The organism is Kitasatospora sp. NPDC088548 (genome assembly GCF_044753005.1).
Classification (GTDB): domain Bacteria; phylum Actinomycetota; class Actinomycetes; order Streptomycetales; family Streptomycetaceae; genus Kitasatospora.
Genome location: NZ_JBIVMI010000045.1, coordinates 25,904 through 39,908, shown reverse-complemented (window position 1 = coordinate 39,908; position 14,005 = coordinate 25,904). Strand labels below are relative to the sequence as shown.

The window sequence follows — 14,005 nt, the reverse complement described above, 5'->3', positions numbered from 1 at the left end:
CAAGACGCTCGGCTGGAATACCCCAGCCGAGCGTCTACGTGATCTACTCACCACCTAAAACCAAGTGGTGTTGCGACGACCCCTTGAACCCAAGCCGAAGTGACGGGGCCCTCACCGGCTCCGACGCGCACCGACACACACCGGTACGCACCGCGCCGCGTCCGTCGCCGTACCCGTAGCCACGGCCGGACCGACTGCTTACTACTTGCGCTTGCGCTTCTCCCGCACCCGGACCGAGATCGAGATCGGCGTCCCGACGAAGCCGAACTCCTCACGCAGCCGGCGCTCGACGAACCGGCGGTACCCGGCCTCCAGGAAGCCCGAGGCGAACAGGACGAAGCGCGGCGGACGGGTGCCCGCCTGGGTGCCGAACAGGATGCGCGGCTGCTTGCCGCCCCGGATCGGGTGCGGGTGCGCGGCGACCAGCTCGCCGAGGAAGGCGTTCAGCCGGGCCGTCGGGATACGGGTCTCCCAGCCCGCCAGCGCGGTCTCGATCGCCGGGACGAGCTTCTCCATGTGCCGGCCGGTCTTGGCCGAGACGTTGACCCGGGGGGCCCACTGCACCTGGACGAGGTCGCGCTCGATCTCGCGCTCCAGGTAGTAGCGGCGCTCCTCGTCCAGCTGGTCCCACTTGTTGTAGGCGATCACGACGGCGCGACCGGCTTCGACGGCCATCGAGATGATCCGGGTGTCCTGCTCGGCCAGGGTCTCGCTGGCGTCGACCAGGACGACCGCGACCTCGGCCTTCTCCAGCGCGGCGGAGGTGCGCAGCGAGGCGTAGAAGTCGGCGCCGGCGGTCAGGTGGACGCGGCGGCGGATACCGGCCGTGTCGACGAACTTCCAGGTCTTGCCGCCGAGTTCGATCATCTCGTCGACCGGGTCACGGGTGGTGCCGGCCAGCTCGTTGACGACCACCCGCTCCTCGCCGGCGACCTTGTTGAGCAGGCTGGACTTGCCCACGTTGGGGCGGCCGATCAGCGCGACCCGGCGCGGGCCGCCGAGCACGGCGTCGCCGAAGGTCTGCGGCGGGGCCTCGGGCAGGGCGGCCATGACGGCGTCGAGCAGGTCGCCGGAGCCGCGGCCGTGCAGGGCGGAGACGGCGTACGGCTCGCCCAGACCGAGCGACCAGAGGTACGCGGCCTCGGCCTCGGTGGACTGGCCGTCGACCTTGTTGGCGCAGAGCACGGTCGGCTTGCCGGCCCGGCGGATGATCTTGATCAGGGCCTCGTCGGTGTCCGTGGCACCGACGGTGGCGTCGACGACGAACAGCACCGCGTCGGCGGTCTCGATGCCCAGCTCGGCCTGCGCCGCCACCATGGCGTCGATCCCGAGGACGTCGATCTCCCAGCCGCCGGTGTCGACGACCTTGAAGCGGCGGCCGTTCCAGCTGGCCTCGTAGCTGACGCGGTCCCGGGTGACGCCCGGCTTGTCCTCGACGACGGCCTCACGGCGGCCGATGATGCGGTTCACCAGGGTCGACTTGCCGACGTTCGGGCGGCCGACGACGGCCAGCACCGGCAGCGGCGCGTGGTCGGCGTCACCGAGGCCGTCGACGTCCTCGGGGTCGAACCCCTCCTCGGCGGCGAGCGCCATGAACTCGGCGTACTCGGCGGCGTCCAGCTCACCGTGGCCGGTGGTGGAGTGCTCTGCGGTCATGTTCGTGTTTTCCGTTTCCCGGCCCGGCCCTTCCCAGGGGCGCGCCGTGCGTACCTGCCCGATCGGGGCAGCGCGAGTACTTCAGTGAAGGTGCCACCACGGCACCGGCCGGACGAACCAACGCCCGGATGATCCATGTTCCGGGACGACTCGACGCCCGGGACGTTCCAACGCCCTGCTCAGACCGCGGACAGCCCGGCCCGCTCCTCCACCAGCGCGGTGATCGTGCCGATCACCTGTTCCAGGGTGAGCTCACTGGTGTCCACCAGCACCGCGTCCGCGGCCTGGGTCAGCGGGGCCGTCTTCCGCGAGGAGTCGGCCGCGTCCCGGCGGGCCAGGTCGGCGGCCATCGCGGTGATGGTCGCCTCGTCCACGCCCTTCGCCCGCAGCTCGGCCGCCCGCCGCTCGGCGCGGGCCGTCTCCGAGGCGGTCAGGAAGATCTTGACGGTGGCATCCGGGAACACCACGGTCCCCATGTCCCGGCCCTCGGTGACTATGCCGCGCTCGGCGACCCGGGCGCAGCCGCGCTGCAGCTCGACCAGTCGCGAGCGCACCGCCGGCACCGCGGACACCGCGCTGACCTGCGCCGTCACCTCGGGACCGCGGATCGGGCCGGAGACGTCCCGACCGTCGACCGTGATGGTCGGGCCGTCCGCGTCCGTGCCGGAGACGATCACCGGCTTGCCGCAGGCGACGGCCACGGCCTCCGGGTCGTCCACGTCGACGCCGTTGGCCAGCATCCACCAGGTCATCGCCCGGTACATGGCGCCGGTGTCCAGGAAGCTCAGGCCCAGCCTGGCGGCGACCGCCCGCGAGACGGTCGACTTGCCGGAGCCGGAGGGTCCGTCGATGGCGACGACGACCGGGGCGTGCGCTCGGTCGGCAGTGTCCACGGGCGAACCTCTCTCTAAGGCCTGAAGCCTGAAGCATGTCAACGGGACGGAAGCCGGAAGGAAACCGGCAGCCGGGAACCGGAAACCTGGGAATGTCTCCCTCAAGGTTAATGGACCGGCGCCAGACCCCGGTCCGGCCGCGTCAGACCCCGGCCCGGTCGATCTCCAGCACCGCATGCCCGAGCCTCGGCCGGACGAACTCCCCGTCCCGCTCCACCCCGAGTACCCCCGCCACGAAGGCCATGGCACGGATGCCGCCCGGCTGCTCCCACTGGAACGGGACCTTGGAGACGTGCGACGGGAAGTCGTTCTCCAGAAACCTCACCGGCCGATCCGGCCGGCCGTCCGGCCGACCGCGCCGGCGTCGCCGACGGTCCTGCCGACCGTGCCAGCCGAAGGTCTCCCTCGGCCGGGGCCCGTCGGGCGTCTGGGTGTGGGCGAAGAACGCCGTGATCCAGCCGGAGACGAAGTCCCCGCCGGACATCGACTCCCATGTGTACAGCGAGCGCCAGAACTCCTCGTCCACCTCGCCCGCCGCCGCCCGGGCGATGGTGTCCAGCACCGGCCGCAGGTCCGCGAACCACGGGCGCAGCCCGTCGAACCACTGCTCCAGCTCGCCCACCCGCGACGCCAGCAGCCGCCAGTCCTCCGCCGTGCCCTCCAGCCGGATCCTCGGGATCCCGCACAGCGATTCCCAGCGGAACTCGTAGTACGGGCTGACCACGTCCATCAGCGCGACCAGCGCGGCCGACACGTCGTCGGGTGTGGTCGTGGAGAAGGACGGCTGGAACAGCTCCACGGTCTCCGCCCCGAGCGCCTGCTCCAGCGGTTCGCGGACCAGGCGGATCGAACGGGCCCAGTCGGGGTCGGGGCCGAACAGGCTGTCGTCCCGGACCGTGATGGTCGACCGCTCGCCCGGCGTCCTCGTGAACAGCCCGGCGTACTGCTCGGCGTTGAGCCGCAGATGCACGGCGATCTCGTGGACGACGGCGTACCAGAGCACGTCCGGCGACAGGCTGAGCGGCAGGTGCCCGGCGAACGCCAGATGGGCCGCCCGCACCAGCAGGCTCCAGCTCGGTTCGCCCTCGGCGGGGTCGTGCCGAGGGCGCGCGGTGTCCAGCAGCGTCGCCGTGCTCCGGTGGTGGATGCGGAACCCGCCGCCCACCACCGCCGCCAGGAACCCGTCGTTGCCGACGGCGGTCGGCTCGCGTACGTCGCCCGGCTCGCCCTCGGCGAGCGGCACATCGATGATCATTCCCCGTCCCCCACCGGCGTTCGGCCCGCGGCCGCCCCGACCCTCGACCACCCGGAGGCGAAGCGCCTCGCTCAGTCCCGGACGCTCCACCCGCTGGCCCGCAGCGCGACCGTCAGCGGCTTCACCGCCGCCGGGGCGACCGACAGCTGGACGAAGCCGACCTGCTGGCCGGTGGAGTGCTCGATGTCGACGTCCTCGATGTTGACCCCGGCCGCGCCGACCTCGCCGAAGAGGCGGCCCAGCTCGCCGGGCTGGTCGCCGAGGACCACCGCGACGGTCTCGTAGCGGGTGGGCGGCGAACCGTGCTTGCCGGGGATGCGGGCCTGACCGGTGTTGCCCCGGCGCATCACAGCCTCGATGCCGGCCGCGCCCGCATGCCGCTCGCCCTCTTCGGCGGCCTCCAGGGCACGCAGGGCGGTGACGGTGTCGCCGAGGTCGACGGCGACCTCCTCCAGGATGTCGGCGACCGCGCCCGCGTTGGCGGAGAGGATGTCGATCCACATCCCGGGGTTGGAGGCGGCGATCCGGGTGACGTCCCGGACGCCCTGGCCGGAGAGCCTTATGGCCGTCTCGTCGGCGTGCTCCAGCCGGGCGGCGACCAGCGAGGAGAGCAGCTGCGGGGCGTGCGAGACCAGGGCGACGGCGCGGTCGTGCGCGGCGGCGTCCATCACGATCGGCATCGCGCCGCAGAGCGCCACCAGTTCCAGGACGGCGTTGAGCGTCTCGGTGTCGGTGTCGGCGGTGGGGGTCAGCACCCAGGGCCGCCCCTCGAACAGGTCGGCGCGGGCGGCCAGCGGGCCGGAGCGCTCGCGGCCGGCCATCGGGTGGCTGCCGATGTAGTGGACGGTGTCGAGGCCGAGCGCGGCCACCTCGGCCCGCGGGCCGGCCTTGACGCTGGCGACGTCGGTGTAGCAGCGGGCCAGGCCCCGGCGCTGGCAGTCGGCCAGCACCCTGCCGACCAGCGCGGGCGGGACCGCGATGATCGCCAGGTCCACCGGTCCGTCGGCGGGTTCGGTGATGCCGGCGCCGAGCGAGGCGGCGGTCCGGGCCGCGTCCGGGTCGGCGTCCTCCAGATGGACGGTCAGCCCGCGGCCGGTCAGGGCGAGCGCGGCGGAGGTGCCGATGAGTCCGGTACCGACGACGGCGGCAGTGCGCATGGCGGGGTGGCTCTCCTCACGGGGGGCTGGCCTGGACGTGCTGCCCCATCCTCTCGCATCCCCACGAGCCCTGCGGCCATCACGGGCCACTTGTCGCCGCCGCAACCACCCCGCCGCCGGGCCCGTCCTCCCACACGCCGCGCACGGCGAAATCCGGAGCCGCCCGTGCCACGGCGGGGCAGACTGGCCGCCCGAGGGTGGCGCGGCGCGAGCGACGCGAACGGAAGCAAAGGGGTTGGCGGGTGGACGATCGGCGCAGCACGGACGACAAGCCGTACGACGGCGACGGGCGGGACAACGGACCGGACACCGGACAGGACAACGGGCCCGGCGACGGACGGCACCACCCGGGCCCGGCGGTCCCGGCCCATCCGTCCGTGCTCGACTCGGTGGTGGTCTACGCGGCCGGCGCGGTCTGCCGCCGTCGGGCCCGGGTGGCCGTGCCGCCGGGCGGGCGGCTTCGGCTGACCGGACTGCCCCGGGTGCTCGACGGCCGTACGCTGCGGGCCAGGGTGCTCGACGCTCCCCCGGGCACCGCCGTCACCGAGGCCCGGCTCGAACCGGTCGCAGAGCTCCGCACGACCGCCGAACTCCCTGATCTCCGACGCGAGTTGAACGATGCCCGGGAGAGCGAGAGCGCCGTCCGCGAGCGGCACCGGCTGGTCCTCACCGCCATCGCCGAGACGGCCTCGCTGCGCGCCGTGCCACCGCAGCGGCGGCACGGCGACCCGCATCGCCGGACACCGGCGGACGCCTGGCTGGAGCTGGCCGACTTCGTCGACGAGCGGCTGACCGGGCTGCACCGGCGGGCCGAGGCGCTCACCCGGGAGCTCGAACTCGCCGAGCACCGCACCGAGGTGCTCACCGACCGGCTGGAGCGTGCCTCGACGGCCGAACCGGCCCGGCCCGTGGAGACCTCCGCGACCGTCCTGCTCACCCTCACCACCCCCGCCACGCCCGACGAAACGCCCGCCGACACCGCCGACAGCACCACCGCGAACACCACCGACCTCCACATCGAGGTGGAGTACGGCGTCCCGGCCGCCCGCTGGGTGCCCGCCTACCGCCTGTCGTACCGGCAGGGGTCCGACACCGGACGGCTGGTCCTGCGCGCCTCGGTGGCCCAGCAGACCGGCGAGGACTGGACGGGCGTGCGCCTCGCCCTCTCCACCGCCGACCTGGAACGGCGCACCGACCTGCCCCGGCTGCGCTCGCTGCGGATCGGCCGCAGCCAGCCCGCCCCGCCGCCCTCCGGCTGGCGCGAGCCCCCGGCGGGCCTGGCCGACCTGTTCACCGGCTACGACGCGCCGGGCCCGCGCCCCGAGCCGCGCCGACGGGGCCCGCTCGCCGTCGCGGCCGCCACACCCCCGTTCCTCGCGGCCCCCGTCGCCGCTGCCGCCCCCGTCGCCCCGGCCGCTCCCGGCGGGCCCCGCTTCGGAGGCGTCCTGTCCGCCGACGAGCCGCTCCCGCCGCCCCCGGGCTTCGCCGGCTACGGCGCGCCCCCGTCGCCGCCGCCCCTGCCCCAGCCGGGAGGCCCGGCCCCGGCGCCGGTCCTCGCCCGCCGGGCCAGGGCGGGCGGCGCGGCCCCCGGCCCCGGCGCCGCCAAAGCCGCCGGATCCACCAACGCCACCAGCACCAGCACCGCCGACACCCCCGGATCCCCCGAAGCACCCCCCGCCCCCGACGCCGCGCTCCTCGACTACCCCTCCCTCGTCCTGGCCGGCCCCGACGAACCCGCCGCCCGCCGTGGCATCCTCCGCCCGCCCGCCCCCAGAACCTCGTTCGAGCGGACCGGCGCCGCCCTGCCGCCCCTCCCGCTCCCCCGCCACGCCGTACCGCCCCGCGTCTCGGCCAGCTCCTTCGACCACCGCTTCGACGCCGCCGCGCCCGCCGACATCCCGTCCGACGGCACCTGGCACACCGTCACGATCGACGAGATCCCGGTGAGCGTCCGCCCCGAGTACGTCACCGTCCCCTCCGTCGAGGAGAAGGTGTACGGCACGCTGGTGATCGCGAACCGGACCGACCGGGCCGTCCTGGCCGGTCCGGTCGAGGTCACCGTCGACGACGAGTTCCTGCTCACCGCCGCCCTGCCCACCCTCGGGCCGGGCGGCCTGCGCCGGCTCGGCACCGGCGTCACCGAGAGCATCGAGGTGGCGCGCCGCACCGAGCTGCGCGAGTCCACCACGGGCATGCTGAACAGCAGCACCGTGCTCGACCACCGGGTGCACGTGGAGCTGGCGAACCGGCTCGGCCACACCGTCACCGTGGAGGTCCGCGAGCGCGTGCCGGTCGCGTCCGACGCCGAGATCAGGATCGAGGAGCGGGCCGACTGGCACGCGCCGGCGGTGTCCTCGCCGGACTGCCCGCCGAGCACCCGGCTCTGGCGGGTCGAGCTGCCGCCGGGCGGCCGGGCCGAGCTCGACGGCGGCTACCAGATCAGAATCCCGGCCGGAAAGGCCATCGTCGGCGGAAACCGGAGGAACTGAACGATGAGCACCAGCACGATCCCCCTCCCCGTCACCGCTGTCACCTGTCTGGAGGACCGCAGCCAGGTCGAGCGCACCGCCACCGTCGAACTCGCCGCCGGTGTGCAGCGGCTGCGCCTCGGCCCGGTCACCGCGCTCACGGTCGACCGCACCCTGCGCGCCGAGGCCACCGGACCGGCCGGGTCCACCGGAGCCGGTGGCGGCGCCCGGGTGCTGGACGCCCGCGTCGTGCGTGCCTGGACCCCGCACGCCCCGCTGCCGCCGGGCCCGGGCGACTCCGAGCTGCGCCGGCGCGTCCACGAGCTCGACGAACGGGCCCGCCACGAGGACCGGTCGCACGACCGGCTGGAGGCCCGGCTGGCCCTGCTCGCCCAGCTCAGCGCGGACCTGCTGCGCGAGATCGGCGAGGGCGCCGGCGCCGGCGAGGTCGAGCGGGCCCGCTGGGCGCGCGAGCTGGACCGGGTGGACGCCGAGCGCGAGCGCTACGGCGAGGAACTGCGCGCCACCCGCTCCCGGCTGCGCGAGCTGGAGGAGGAGCGGTCCCTGGCCCGGATCGCGCTCGACGAGGCCGAGGAGGAGCCGGCCGACCTGGTCGCCCACCTCGAACTCACCGTCGAGGCGCGGGCCGCGGGCCCGGTCCGGCTGACCGTCAGCCACCTGGTGCCGTGCGCCCTCTGGCGGCCGTCCTACCGGGCCGCCCTGGCCGACGGCGGTCTGCACCTGGAGTCGGAGGCGGTGGTCTGGCAGCGCACCGGCGAGGACTGGACGGGCGTCCGGCTCACCCTCTCCACCGCCCGCTCCGCGCTGGCCACCCAGCCGCCCGCGCTCGCCGAGGACGTGCTGACGCTGCGCGAGCGCGGCGCCGAGGAGCGGCGCACCGTCGCGGTCGAGCTGCGCGAGGAGGCGGTCGGCGCCCTCGGCCCGTCCGAGACGGTGCCGGGCGTGGACGACGGCGGCGAGGTCCGGGTGCTGCGCGCGCCCGCACCGGCCACCGTCCCCTCCGACGGCCGGGCGCACCGGGTGCCGCTGAGCGGCTTCACGGTGCCGGCGAGCAGCGAGTACGCGTGCGCGCCGGAGCTGTCTCCGCTGGTCACCCAGGTGGTCCGGTTCCGCAACGCGGCCGGGCACGCGCTGCTCGCCGGACCGGTGGAGCTGGTCCGCGGCAGCGGCTTCACCGGCCGGGGCGAGCTGCCCTTCACGGCGGCGGGCGCCGACGCCGAGCTGGCGTTCGGCAGTTCGGACGGCTACCGGGTGGTCCGCGAGACCGAGGAGCGGCAGGCCACCACGGGCCTCTCCCAGCGTTCGGTGACCACCCGGACGGTACGGCTGCACATCTCACGCTTCTCCGGGCCGGAGGAGCGCGACGAACAGCTGGTCGCGGTGCGCGAGCGGGTGCCGGTCTCCGAGGTGTCGGCGGTGGAGGTGCGGCTGCGCAAGGAGGACTGCTCCCCCCCGCCGGACGCCTTCGACGCCGACGGCATCGTCCGCTGGGACCTGCCGCTCGGCCCGGGCGCGCGGCGGACGGTCACGCTGGTGTACGAGGTGTCGGCGACCGCCAGGGTGGCGGGCCTGTGACACCCCGCGCGAACCCCCGCCGTGACGGGCGTTCAGGTAGAACAGGTACATGATCCTGCACCTCGCCCCCCTGGACGACTGGCTGACCGACCCCGGCCGGCCGTACGCCACCGCCTCGCTGCTCACCGACGGGTTCATCCACTGCTCGGCGGACGAGCAGACGGCACTCGCGGTGGCCAACGCCTTCTTCGCCGACACCCCCGGTCCGCTGATGGTGCTGCTGATCGAGGAGTCGCTGGTGGAACCGATGGTCAGGTGGGAGGCCCCGCACGGCGCACCGCCGCCAGGGGCCACCCCCGGCGTGTTGTTCCCGCACATCTACGGACGGCTGAACCGGACCGCCGTGGTCGGCCTGGAGAAGGTCGAACGCGGCCCGGACGGCCGCTGGGAGAGCCTCACCCCCTGGAGCTGAGCCCCGCCGCCCCGGTCCCGCCTGGACGCGCCCTACAGCCAGCCCCGCTCCCGGGCCGCCATGCCCGCCTGGAAGCGGGTGGTGGCGCCCAGCGCGCGCATCAGGCTCTGCAGCCGGCGCTGGGTGGTCCGGGCGCTCCAGCCGAGCGAGCGGGCGATCGACTCGTCGGTGAGGCCGGCCGCCAACAGGCCGAGCAGCTTGCGGTGGTCGGCCTCCGGCTCCAGCGCCCCCTCGTCGGCGCCGATCGCCGCCTGGAGCTGCACCGCACGCTCCCACTCCGCCTCGAAGAGCGTGTCCAGCGCCTGGAGCAGCGCGGAGGGGTGGATCACATAGGCGGCGTCGAGGACGCTGTCGCCGACGCTGATCGGGATGATCGCCATCCGGTCGTCCGAGATGACCATCTTCATCGGCAGGACCGGCCGGACCCTCGCCTCCTCGCCGTCCGCGACACCGGCCAGGATGTTCTTCTCCAGCCGGCCCGGCCAGGCCACCGCCTCCCGGTCGTAGATCGTCCGGAACCGCAGCCCCTCGGTCATCCGCTGGCGCTGCAACGGGATGCCGGCCACCGGGTCCTGGATGTACGGGGGGCAGTCGAAGCCGCGGACCTGGTACTGGCTGGTCTCCGTGATGTGCTCCAGCCGCTGCGCGATCGCCTCGCCACCGGTCAGCACCTCGACCGAGTGCGCCGGGTCGGTGTAGCGCGAGGCCTCCCGGAAGGCGTCCATCAGACGGTGCATCTCGGCCCGGGCGTGGCGCAGTTCGGACTCGCGGTGGCCGATCAGGGTGCCTATCGCGACGTCGGGGGCCACCGGCAGGAAGCGGTGGCGGTCCACCGGTGCCCGGGTCGCCATGCCCTGCTGCGCCAGCCGGTCCAGTGCGCGGACGCTCTGCTGGAGCGTCAGGCCGCAGGCGCCGGCCAGGTCCTCCGCCGTCGACTGCGGATTGGCCACCAGCGCCGCGTAGACCTGTCCGTCCGGCGCGGCCAGTCCCAGTGCGCTGAGTGGTGCATCGGACACGACGCCGCTCCCCCGTTCGCCTCGCACCCGCGCCGCGGATGGCGCAGTCCCGCCACTCGGCGGGTCGTGGTCAGGTGGCAATCCTCGGCCACGGATCATCACGCTGACAAGGCGGTGACCGGCGGTGCGGCCGGGTTCACAGCGGGACCCCGCCGAACGGCGTGAGGGCCCCCCGCCGAGTGGCGGGGGACCCTCACGATCCGGCGGGCGGGTGGCCCTACAGGCCGACCTCGTGCATCAGCTGGCCGACCTCGGGGTTGGTCAGCCGGCGCAGCCAGCCCGACTTCTGGTCGCCCAGCGCGATCGGGCCGAAGTGGGTGCGCACCAGCTTCTCGACCGGGAAGCCGACCTCGGCCAGCATCCGGCGGACGATGTGCTTGCGACCCTCGTGCAGGGTCACCTCGACCAGGTAGTTCTTGCCGACGTTGGAGATCACCTTGAAGCTGTCGGCGCGGGCGAAGCCGTCCTCCAGCTCGACGCCCTGGGCGAGCTGCTTGCCCAGGTCACGCGGGATCGGGCCCTGGATGGCGGCCAGGTAGGTCTTGGTCACGCCGTACCGGGGGTGGGTGAGGCGGTGGGCCAGCTCGCCGTGGTTGGTGAGCAGGATGATGCCCTCGGTCTCGGTGTCCAGGCGGCCGACGTGGAAGAGGCGGGTCTCCCGGTTGGTCACGTAGTCGCCGAGGCACTGGCGGCCGTCCGGGTCCTCCATGGTGGAGACCACGCCGGCCGGCTTGTTGAGCGCGAAGAACAGGTAGGACTGGGTGGCGACGGTCAGGCCGTCCACCTTGATCTCGTCCTTCTGCGGGTCGACCCGCTTGCCCTGCTCGGTCACGAGCTTGCCGTTGACCTCGACCCGGCCCTGCTCGATCAGCTCCTCACAGGCCCGACGGCTGCCGATGCCGGCCCGGGCCAGCACCTTCTGCAGCCGCTCGCCCTCGGGCTCGCCGAAGGTCTTGGGCAGCTTCACGGCCGGCTTGTCGTGCCGGGCGAGGACGGCGTCCTCGATCTTGGCCTGGAGCTCGCGGGAGCGCTGGGGCTGGCGGCGCGGGTCGCCCGGGGCACCCTGGCCCTCGCGGCGCGGGCGCGGGGCCGGGCCGGGGCGTCGCCCGGTGAAACCGCCGCGCGCGGGGGTGGCGTTGGGGCCGCCGCCGTACTCGGGGCGGTCGTAGCGCCGCTCCTCGGGCCGCAGCGGGCGGTCGGGGTACCGGCGGTCGTCGCGCCGGTCGTCCCGACGGCTGTCGCGCCGGTCGTCCCGCCCGTACGAGCCGGAGCCACCGCGCGAACCGGAGCCGCCGCCGTACGAACCCGAGCCACCCCGCGAGCCGCCACCGTACGAGCCGGAGCCGCCCCGCGAGGAGCCCGAACCACCGCCGTACGAACCCGAGCCACCCCGCGAGGAGCCCGAACCACCGCCGTACGAACCCGATCCGCCCCGCGAGGAGCCCGAGCCACCGCCGTACGAACCCGAGCCACCCCGCGAGGAGCCCGAACCACCGCCGTACGAGCCCGAGCCGCCGCGGCCGGAGCCGCCCCCGTGGGAGCCGCCGCCCCGGCCCCCGCCCTGTCCGCCGCGGCCGCTTCCGCCGCCACTGCTGTTCCTGCCGTTGCCACTGCTACGCATCAAAGTGTCCGTACGTCGTTCCGTCTGGGATGTGCGGTCGTTTCGGCCGACCTCACCGCCCCCTGCCGATCAGGCGCAGCCCGATCGGCCTCGCCTCTGCCGTCCGCGGCCTGCGCGGCGGCGACCGCCTCCGCGATCATCGTGCCCTCCAGGGACTCCGCTTCCACGTCGTCGACCTCGGGCAGGAAGGGAGCGAGCTCCGGCAGCTCGTCCAGGCCGCGGAGCCCCATCCGTTCCAGGAAGTAGTTCGTCGTCCGATACAGGATCGCACCTGTTTCGGGCTCGGATCCGGCCTCTTCCACCAGTCCTCGCTGTACCAGGGTACGCATCACGCCGTCACAGTTCACACCGCGGACGGCGGAGACCCGCGATCTGGACACCGGCTGACGGTAGGCGACGACCGCCAGAGTCTCCAGCGCGGCCTGGGTCAGCCGGGCCTGCCGGCCGTCCAGGACGAAGCGGTCCACGGCGGGCGCGCACTCGGCCCGGGTGTAGAACCGCCAGCCGCCGGCCACCAGGCGCAGGTCGAAGCCCCGGCCCTGGGCGGTGTATTCGGCCGCCAGCTCGCGCAGCACCGCCGCCACCTCGGCCCGGGGCCGTTCCAGGACGGACGCCAGGTGGGCCTCCCCGGTCGGCTCGTCCACGACCATCAGGATCGCCTCCAGCTCGGCCTTGAGTCCGAAACCCTCCCCCGTGCCGCCGCCGTCACGACCGTCACCGCCGTCACAGAAAGTCGGCGGGGCCGACTTCTGGTGCACGACCCGGCCCGCCGCCTCCGGTGTGCGTACCCCGGGTCCGACGGCCGGGGCGGCCGAGGGCCCGGGCACCACCGGCAGCGGGGCCGGTTCCAGCCACTCCTCGGCCCGCGGCCGCCCCGGCAGGCCGAGCGGCCGCCGCGCCGGCCGCCCGCCCCCTTCCGAAGCCCCGGCCTCCTGAACGCCGGCCTCCGGGCCCCCGTTCTCCACGCCCCCGCTCTCCAGACCGCCGTCCATCAGCGCCCGTCCTCCTTCCGCTCGCCCGCCGGCCGGTCGAACTCGTCCGTCACCTCGACCTCGCCCCGGTCCGCCTCGGCCACCCACCGCACCAGCAGCTCGCCCAGCGCCTCCGGCTGCTCGAAGGCGAGCACCCGCTCCCGGTACAGCTCCAGCAGCGCCAGGAAACGGGCGACCACCACCAGGGTGTCCGGCGCGTCCGCGACCAGCTGCTGGAACGACGCCTCCCCGAGTTCGCCGAGCAGCCCGGCCACCAGCCCCGCCTGCTCGCGCACGCTGACCGGCGGGGTGTGGATGTGGTCCACGTAGACCACCGGCTCGGGCCTGGGCGTCATCGCCCTGGCCGCCAGTTGCGCGAACCGCTCGGTGCCGATGGTGATCACCACCTCGGGCAGCAGCGCCGCGTGCCGGGGCTCCAGGCCGGCGGTCCTGGGGTGTCGGAGCAGTTCGGCCGCCCAGCGCTCGCCGAACACGGCCGCCGCCCGCTTGTACGCCCGGTACTGCAGCAGGCGGGCGAAGAGCAGGTCGCGGGCCTCCAGCAGGGCGAGGTCCTCCTCGTCCTCGACCTCGGCGGCGGGCAGCAGCCGGGCGGCCTTGAGGTCGAGCAGGGTGGCGGCGACCACCAGGAACTCGGTCGCGGCGTCCAGGTCCCAGTCCGGGCCCATGGCGCGGATGTGCGTCATGAACTCGTCGGTGACGGTGGCCAGCGCCACCTCGGTGACGTCCAGCCGGTGCTTGGTGATCAGGCTCAGCAGCAGGTCGAAGGGGCCTTCGAAGTTCTCCAGCCGCACCCGGAAGCCGCCCTGCGGCTCATCGGCGGCGGCGGTCCCCACGGCGACGGAGGTCCCAGCGGCGGCGGGCGGTTCGGCGGTGCTCGGCATGACGGTCCATCTTCACCCGGCCGGGCCGCCCGCCCCCCGCCGGTGCCGCCGACACGCC

General features: G+C 74.5%; 11 protein-coding genes. 3 read left to right on the top strand and 8 right to left on the bottom strand.

Translation table 11 applies throughout. The annotated features are described in order from the left end of the window. Positions 1–201: 201 nt before the first annotated feature. The 4 genes from der to ACIP82_RS35865 form a co-directional block, all read right to left on the bottom strand. Complete coding sequence (der, locus tag ACIP82_RS35880) at positions 202–1,656, bottom strand: ribosome biogenesis GTPase Der (RefSeq protein ID WP_400659694.1); 1,455 nt, start codon at positions 1,654–1,656, stop codon at positions 202–204. A 179-nt stretch (positions 1,657–1,835) separates the two neighbouring features. Beyond that, on the bottom strand, positions 1,836–2,549 hold the full coding sequence (cmk, locus tag ACIP82_RS35875; protein ID WP_363613335.1) for a (d)CMP kinase: 714 nt from the start codon (positions 2,547–2,549) through the stop codon (positions 1,836–1,838). 142 nt (positions 2,550–2,691) lie between these two features. After that, positions 2,692–3,804 carry a DUF4419 domain-containing protein gene (locus ACIP82_RS35870; protein ID WP_400659692.1) on the bottom strand — a complete coding sequence of 371 codons (1,113 nt, stop codon included), beginning with the start codon at positions 3,802–3,804 and terminating at the stop codon, positions 2,692–2,694. A 71-nt stretch (positions 3,805–3,875) separates the two neighbouring features. Continuing rightward, a complete protein-coding gene (locus ACIP82_RS35865; RefSeq protein WP_400659689.1) occupies positions 3,876–4,961 on the bottom strand; it encodes a prephenate dehydrogenase in 1,086 nt (361 codons plus the stop codon). Between the two features lie 242 nt (positions 4,962–5,203). On the opposite strand from ACIP82_RS35865, the gene ACIP82_RS35860 reads away from it, so the two are divergent. Genes ACIP82_RS35860 through ACIP82_RS35850 form a run of 3 tightly spaced genes read left to right on the top strand, consistent with a single transcriptional unit; the run spans position 5,204 to position 9,437 of the window. After that, on the top strand, positions 5,204–7,450 hold the full coding sequence (locus ACIP82_RS35860; protein WP_400659686.1) for a DUF4139 domain-containing protein: 2,247 nt from the start codon (positions 5,204–5,206) through the stop codon (positions 7,448–7,450). Positions 7,451–7,453: 3 nt separating this feature from the next. Further along, entirely contained in the window at positions 7,454–9,025 is a 1,572-nt protein-coding gene (locus tag ACIP82_RS35855) for a mucoidy inhibitor MuiA family protein (RefSeq protein ID WP_400659683.1), read from the top strand. Positions 9,026–9,074: 49 nt separating this feature from the next. Next, entirely contained in the window at positions 9,075–9,437 is a 363-nt protein-coding gene (locus ACIP82_RS35850) for a DUF952 domain-containing protein (protein ID WP_363613325.1), read from the top strand. 32 nt (positions 9,438–9,469) lie between these two features. Here ACIP82_RS35850 and ACIP82_RS35845 read toward each other — a convergent pair whose 3' ends face one another. The 4 genes from ACIP82_RS35845 to ACIP82_RS35830 all read right to left on the bottom strand — a co-directional run bounded on the left by ACIP82_RS35845 (position 9,470) and on the right by ACIP82_RS35830 (position 13,947). Further along, a complete protein-coding gene (locus ACIP82_RS35845; protein ID WP_363613323.1) occupies positions 9,470–10,453 on the bottom strand; it encodes a helix-turn-helix domain-containing protein in 984 nt (327 codons plus the stop codon). Positions 10,454–10,670: 217 nt separating this feature from the next. Beyond that, on the bottom strand, positions 10,671–12,074 hold the full coding sequence (locus tag ACIP82_RS35840; RefSeq protein WP_400659681.1) for a pseudouridine synthase: 1,404 nt from the start codon (positions 12,072–12,074) through the stop codon (positions 10,671–10,673). Further along, positions 12,074–12,739: an SMC-Scp complex subunit ScpB gene (gene scpB, locus ACIP82_RS35835; protein WP_363613345.1), complete on the bottom strand. Its 666-nt coding sequence runs from the start codon at positions 12,737–12,739 to the stop codon at positions 12,074–12,076. Before scpB ends, ACIP82_RS35840 begins: the two co-directional genes overlap by 1 nt. A gap of 326 nt (positions 12,740–13,065) precedes the next feature. Next, the gene (locus ACIP82_RS35830; protein ID WP_363613319.1) at positions 13,066–13,947 is read right to left on the bottom strand and encodes a segregation/condensation protein A; all 882 of its coding nucleotides are present in this window, start codon (positions 13,945–13,947) and stop codon (positions 13,066–13,068) included. Positions 13,948–14,005 lie beyond the last annotated feature (58 nt).

Excerpts from the sequence above, each read along its gene's own strand:
- ACIP82_RS35865 (WP_400659689.1), bottom strand. The coding sequence starts at position 4,961 with ATGCGCACTGCCGCCGTCGTCGGTACCGGACTCATCGGCACCTCCGCC.
- der (WP_400659694.1), bottom strand. The coding sequence starts at position 1,656 with ATGACCGCAGAGCACTCCACCACCGGCCACGGTGAGCTGGACGCCGCC.
- ACIP82_RS35830 (WP_363613319.1), bottom strand. The coding sequence starts at position 13,947 with ATGCCGAGCACCGCCGAACCGCCCGCCGCCGCTGGGACCTCCGTCGCC.
- ACIP82_RS35840 (WP_400659681.1), bottom strand. The coding sequence starts at position 12,074 with ATGCGTAGCAGTGGCAACGGCAGGAACAGCAGTGGCGGCGGAAGCGGC.
- ACIP82_RS35855 (WP_400659683.1), top strand. The coding sequence starts at position 7,454 with ATGAGCACCAGCACGATCCCCCTCCCCGTCACCGCTGTCACCTGTCTG.
- ACIP82_RS35870 (WP_400659692.1), bottom strand. The coding sequence starts at position 3,804 with ATGATCATCGATGTGCCGCTCGCCGAGGGCGAGCCGGGCGACGTACGC.
- ACIP82_RS35850 (WP_363613325.1), top strand. The coding sequence starts at position 9,075 with ATGATCCTGCACCTCGCCCCCCTGGACGACTGGCTGACCGACCCCGGC.